The sequence below is a fragment of the Mesorhizobium alhagi CCNWXJ12-2 genome, assembly GCF_000236565.1.
GTDB lineage: Bacteria > Pseudomonadota > Alphaproteobacteria > Rhizobiales > Rhizobiaceae > Allomesorhizobium > Allomesorhizobium alhagi.
In genome coordinates this window covers 1-5,537 of sequence record NZ_AHAM01000345.1, presented here as the reverse complement: position 1 = coordinate 5,537, position 5,537 = coordinate 1, and the positions used below count along the sequence as shown (strand labels likewise).

4 protein-coding genes and 4 pseudogenes are annotated in these 5,537 nt (G+C 61.0%); 3 read left to right on the top strand and 5 right to left on the bottom strand.

What is annotated here, in order from left to right; all coding sequences use genetic code 11:
* Positions 1-214: hypothetical protein (locus tag MAXJ12_RS38640; protein WP_008840795.1), on the top strand; the 214-nt coding region annotated here is incomplete at its 5' end.
* Here MAXJ12_RS38640 and MAXJ12_RS34870 read toward each other — a convergent pair.
* Positions 201-452, bottom strand: a pseudogene (locus MAXJ12_RS34870) (DUF2958 domain-containing protein); the annotation flags it as partial. The gene MAXJ12_RS38640 and the pseudogene MAXJ12_RS34870 overlap by 14 nt on opposite strands.
* An 840-nt stretch (positions 453-1,292) precedes the next feature.
* Here MAXJ12_RS34870 and bluB point away from each other — a divergent pair.
* Positions 1,293-1,929 (top strand): annotated as a pseudogene (gene bluB, locus MAXJ12_RS40340) (5,6-dimethylbenzimidazole synthase).
* 120 nt (positions 1,930-2,049) lie between these two features.
* Here the strand turns inward: bluB and MAXJ12_RS33980 are convergent.
* The 3 genes and pseudogenes from MAXJ12_RS33980 to MAXJ12_RS37450 form a co-directional block, all read right to left on the bottom strand.
* Positions 2,050-2,988, bottom strand: a complete 939-nt coding sequence (locus MAXJ12_RS33980; RefSeq protein WP_008840792.1) for a GDP-L-fucose synthase family protein — start codon at positions 2,986-2,988, stop codon at positions 2,050-2,052.
* A gap of 12 nt (positions 2,989-3,000) precedes the next feature.
* A complete protein-coding gene (gene gmd, locus MAXJ12_RS33975) occupies positions 3,001-4,062 on the bottom strand; it encodes a GDP-mannose 4,6-dehydratase (RefSeq protein ID WP_008840791.1) in 1,062 nt (353 codons plus the stop codon).
* Between the two features lie 487 nt (positions 4,063-4,549).
* Positions 4,550-4,721 (bottom strand): annotated as a pseudogene (locus tag MAXJ12_RS37450) (IS3 family transposase); the annotation flags it as partial.
* Positions 4,722-4,860: 139 nt separating this feature from the next.
* On the opposite strand from MAXJ12_RS37450, the pseudogene MAXJ12_RS39555 reads away from it, so the two are divergent.
* A pseudogene (locus MAXJ12_RS39555) lies at positions 4,861-5,058 on the top strand (transposase); the annotation flags it as partial.
* Positions 5,059-5,344: 286 nt separating this feature from the next.
* Here MAXJ12_RS39555 and MAXJ12_RS38125 read toward each other — a convergent pair.
* Positions 5,345-5,537: hypothetical protein (locus MAXJ12_RS38125; protein WP_008840790.1), on the bottom strand; the 193-nt coding region annotated here is incomplete at its 5' end.

Sequence of the window (5,537 nt, the reverse complement as noted above, 5' to 3'; positions counted from 1 at the left end):
GGAATTGACCGGGGTCGTTGCCGAGCAGGTAAGCGAGGACATGGCCTTGATCGCGCGCGGCGAGGAGCTCGACCTTCCATGGCGTAGACTTCGCGTCCTTATCGACTATGAGCTTCTGGAAATAGTAGCGCCGGCGCTCTTGGGCGGTTCTCTTCGGGGGAGCCGGACCAGCCTTGGCTGGTCAGAGAAAGGAGCGCAGTTTATGTGCGGTTAAGTGGAGCGGAAGGCGAGAAAAAGGGCCGGGCGTGAGCCCAAGCCCCTTTCGATTGCGCGGCGATGAAGCCGCGACGGCGAGCGTCGTCGGCATGCGCCGAGAGTGGCTTGCTGGCGGCAAAGGTCATGTCGTAATCGACCAGACTGCCGAACGGCCCGCGCAAGCTGTCGAGGTCCGACAGGGCGACATAGCCGAGCTCCGGGGCATCCATGCCAAAATCGCAAAGACCGAAGGAGACTCCGGGTGCCGGTCGAACTCGGCCAGGTCGCGCGCCCGGTCGGCACGAGAAGCTTCACGACGGGCTCCCGATCAAGCGTTCTCTGGTTACCGCCGGCGGGCTTGTGCGGCGGCGTGAGCCGATCCTGATCGTGCCGGCAGCGGCCAGCGCTCCCGCCGCGGCCCAGGGCGCCAAGAATGCGCCGGCGGTCAATCCAAAGTGGACGACCGGATATAACTGGCAGTGCCAGACGGCCGCGCCGCTCGTCTGCGAGCGCACCGGCGATTGCAGCTTCGAACAGAAATCAAAGGCCGTGCCAGGCGCTCAGCGCGCAGTAAGCGCATGGCTACGCTTTGAAAAACCTCCGCAGTCTCCCAGATGGCCGATTGTAATGAACCTGACATATGGCACGGGCGCGCGTTCCCGCCGTCGAGGTGCCGGATGCGCGTGCGAAGCTTTTCAACTACGAAATATTCGTGCAAGGGTCATCTACTACCGGTATAGCAATGACGCTCCGATCTATGCGCCGTTGGCATATGGCAAGAACAACAGCTTGACCTGAATCTTTATCCAAACTCGCCGGACAAGGAGTATTGGCGCGCGAGGTCAGCTGGCCGCCTTGGCGCTGAAACAAGCTTCAGCCAAATCCAGCAGCCAGATTTCGAAAGGCTTCAGCCAAATCGCTGCATTGCTCCCCAACAGGGGGAGATCGGCCGTCAAGGCCGCTTTCGCCGAATACTTGCAAATGCGATAAGTGAATACGCAGGTGTCGCTTCGTGCGCGGCATTGCCGCCGCGATCGCGGCCGAGAAGGGAAAAATCCGGCGCGGCCGGGCATCACAACAAATGGCAGCGCCGCGCGATGACGTCTGGCCCAAACTTTCCCGACCAATTTCGCGCCGGGCTCGTTGAGCTCTTGCTGTGGCGCCGGGGTGTCAGGCGCTTCAGGCCCACGCCGCTTTCCGAGGGGGCCCTGGATCAGCTGCTTGCGCTTGCCGCCCTTGCGCCTTCCGTGGGCCTCAGCCAGCCCTGGCGCTTCGTCGTGGTCGACAGCCCGGAACGCCGCGATGCCGTGAGAGGCTGCTTCGAGCGCTGCAACGCCGAGGCGCTGCAATGCTTTTCGGGCGAGCGCGCCGCGCTCTATGCGCAGCTGAAGCTCGCCGGACTTGCCGAGGCGCGCCCTGCCAGTTGGCGGTCTTCGCCGACCGCACAACCGGCCAGGGTCACGGGCTCGGCCGCCTGACCATGCAGGCGCCGATCGACTATTCGGCGGTCATGGCGGTGAACACGCTATGGTTGGCTGCGCGGGCGGAAGGAATCGGCATGGGCTGGGCGTCGATCCACGATCCGGCCGAGATCGCCCGGATCCTGGACACGCCGCCCGAATGGATGCGGATCGGCTATTTCTGCCTGGGCTACCCAGTGAGGAGGACTGCGTGCCGACGTTGGAGCGGGAAGACTGGGAGAACGGGCGCCCGCCGGTCGCGATAGGGCGTTAAGTTTCGGCCGAAAGCTGTGCCCGGTGATCAGCTTTCGATAACGCGCCTGGTCTGGATGTGCGGCAAGTGAGCTGACGAGAACCGCCGACCGACCAGCTCACCAGATCATAACGAGGCTGGCTAAACAGCAATGGTGCTTCCGCAGATGTCTATCATCTGACGGAGACCGTCGCGTAGTTCGATCCGCCGCCGCCAGCCAAGTGCTGTCAGGCGGCTCGAATCCATGAGCTTTCGCGGCGTGCCGTCGGGCTTGGAGCGATCGAGGTCAAATTCTCCTTGCCATCCGGACAGTTCCGCCACCAACTGGTGGAGGCCGAGAACCGATATCTCCTGGCCGCTGCCGACATTGATCGGCCCGGCTTCATCGTAGCGCTCCATCAGAAAGACGAGCGCGTCGGCAAGGTCGTCGACATGCATGAATTCGCGCAACGGCGACCCGCTACCCCATATCGTGACGCGGTTCCTCCCGGCGTTGCGTGCGTCGACGATCTTTCGAATCGTCGCGGCCACCACATGGCTCGCAAGCGGGTCGAAATTGTCATTCGGCCCGTACAGGTTTGTCGGCATGGTCGAGATGAAGCTACGCCCGAACTGCTGACGGTAAGCGTCGCACAGCATCACTCCGGCGATCTTGGCGATCGCGTACCACTGGTTCGTCGGCTCGAGCGGCGCTGTCAGCAGCGCGCTTTCCTGGATCGGTTGTGCCGCAAATTTGGGGTAAATGCAGGACGAGCCGAGCAGCATGAACTTCTCGACGCCCGCCTCGAATGCGGCCGCGATCGTAGAGAGCTCGATTGCGAGATTGTCCTGGAGGAAGTCGACTGGACGTTCGTTGTTGGCCAGGATTCCCCCGACCCTGGCGGCAGCCATGAAAACCAGGTCGGGACGTTGTGCCCGAACCCAGGCGGTCGTCGCTGCGCGATCGGTCAGGTCGAGATCACGACTGTCCGCCGTTAGGATCTTTACCTCGGGCACGCCGGACAGCCGGCGCACCAGTGCGGACCCAACCATACCGCGATGGCCGGCGACCCAAATGCGTTTGCCCTCCAGCGAAATCATTATCTTTTCACGTTAATCGAGCGTGATTCCGTAGGCGCGGCAATCGGCCTCGACCATTTCCGAGACGAGCTCATCGAAAGTGGTCTTTGGCTTCCAACCGAGCTTGGTGGCCGCCTTAGACGCGTCGCCGATCAGCAGGTCAACCTCGGTCGGACGGAAATAACGCTTGTCTATACGGATCAGCGCCTGGTTGCTCCTGCGTTCGCGGCCCACCTCGTCAACGCCTTCGCCCTCCCAGACGATCTCCTTCTCGACTCGCCTGAAGGCTGCCTCGACAAAGCTGCGGACCGAATGCGTCTCGCCGGTCGCGAGCACGAAATCGTCAGGCTCGTGGTGCTGCAGGATGCGCCACATGCCCTCGACATAGTCGCGCGCCGAGCCCCAGTCGCGCTTTGCCTCCAGGTTTCCGAGATAGAGGCAGTCCTGCTTGCCGGCCATAATCGCAGCTACTGCACGGGTCACTTTGCGGGTGATGAAGGTTTCGCCGCGCGTCGGTCCTTCGTGATTGAACAGAATCCCGTTGCTGGCGTAGAGCCCGTATGCCTCACGGTAGTTCACCGTCATCCAGTAGGCGTAGAGCTTCGCCACCGCATACGGCGAGCGTGGATAAAACGGGGTAGTCTCCCGCTGCGGGACATCCTGGACCAAACCGAAGAGTTCGGATGTGGAGGCCTGGTAAAACCGCGTTCTGTCCTCGAGGCGAAGGATGCGGATCGCTTCCAACAGCCGCAGCGTGCCGAGCGCATCGGCATTGGCCGTATATTCAGGGGTCTCGAAAGAGACTTGCACGTGGCTTTGCGCAGCGAGATTGTAGATTTCGTCGGGCTGCGTGTCCTGCAGGAGACGGATCAGGTTTGTCGCATCCGTCATGTCCCCGTAATGCAGGACCATGTCGGGATGGTCCTCATGCGGGTCTTGATAGAGGTGGTCGACACGCTGGGTATTCCCGATCAGCGAGGCCCGCCGCTTCAGGCCATGCACCATGTAGCCCTTCGAAAGCAGCAGTTCGGCAAGCAACGCGCCGTCCTGGCCGGTGATACCTGTAATGAATGCCGTACGCCGGGGTGAACTCATTCCTGATATTTCCGTGGATGAAGAGTTTTGAACGGAGGGGTCAGCAGCACGTGCAAATGACTTCCTGTGCGCTATAAACGCGATGCAATCTTCGCTATGCACCGCCTTAGCTGGAGTTTGCGCCTCGAGTGATGGTAAGAAAACGAGCGGATTACATCGAGTGTGGTGTGCCGTTGGCGATCAGGTCTAGAAGGATTTCGCCTCCATCTTCCGCAGACTGGAGAGCTCCCGTAGACGTCGACTTTCGAGCGACGTTTTTCATGTCCTTCATTCTTGGTAAAATCGATTGTTTTGATGGAACGCATCCACAAGATGGATACCTCATCGACTAGACGGAGATTTCAGAACCTTCCAACGCAGACTTCCAAAATAGCCAGCGCGATCAGCGCCGCGCTGAGATGGCAAGAGCCGCTTCCTTATTCAGCCCGATAATCGCTGAGTTGCGCAACATGAACCGCACCGGGATTGCCGCAGGCGTTTCGTCGAGTCATGCCGCCATGGCCGGCTCTTCCGGCATAGCGTAGTAGCGTGCCTCCGGCTTCGGTCGGCGGGATGTTGTCGATGGGCTCCAGCAGCCGGCGATTGTTGAACCAGTCGCCCCATTTTAGCGTAGCGAACTCGACCGCCGCGAACGAGCGCCACGGTCCGCGTCGAAAGAGGCGCGAGTTCTACGAGTTTGGGGGTTACGGACGGCAATCGGCACTAGGGGGCGTCCGTGAACTATCCGCAAGCCATTGATGGAGCTTGCTGATCGGGGAGGATCGTAGGGTTAGGAATTGAAGGATTTGCGGTACAGCGGCGGTCTCTTACGTGACTGCAATCGAGAATCCGGAAAACTTCCGAACTTCGCGCTCAGTTGGCCCCTGGCTCGGGCTGACCACACGCCGCTATCAGTCGGGCGAGGCGATTACGGTCCTATGCTTGCGGGGTATGCGGCTGATCCGTCCCGCAATGTTAGAAATCATGCTGCAATCTGAATTCTCTCGTCAGCTATAGTCCTTAGTATGATCTTGCCTGCCACGGCTGAGGCGCAGGCTGCGGATGTCATTCGCCCTCTGCTGCCGGGAGATGTCCGTGCCCAGGCCGATCGGGATGCGCAGGAACTACGCGACTCGCTTGGACTTTGGGCGGGTCCGATTTCGGATATCGTATCGCTCGTCGATTTGCAGTTGGGTATTCGGGTCTATGTTCGGCCGCTGGAAGGTAAGGTGAAGCGGCGCTGCTCGATGCGGCATCGCCGTTCACATCGACCCTTGCCGCACGGGAAGCCATCATCGTCCTTTCACGGCCGGATCAGTTGAATTGCGCCTACAAAGCGGCGGAGGCGGTTGTCGTCGAATGGCTCGAAGCACGAAAGATCCGGCGCCGCGAGCCCGGTGCCCCCCAACGCGTCCTGTCCTACGTGGTCGCTGTCGCCGAACAGCACGGCGTAGGAAAGCGGCGCCTCAGCAATTTCGATTGCTTCCACTACGCCT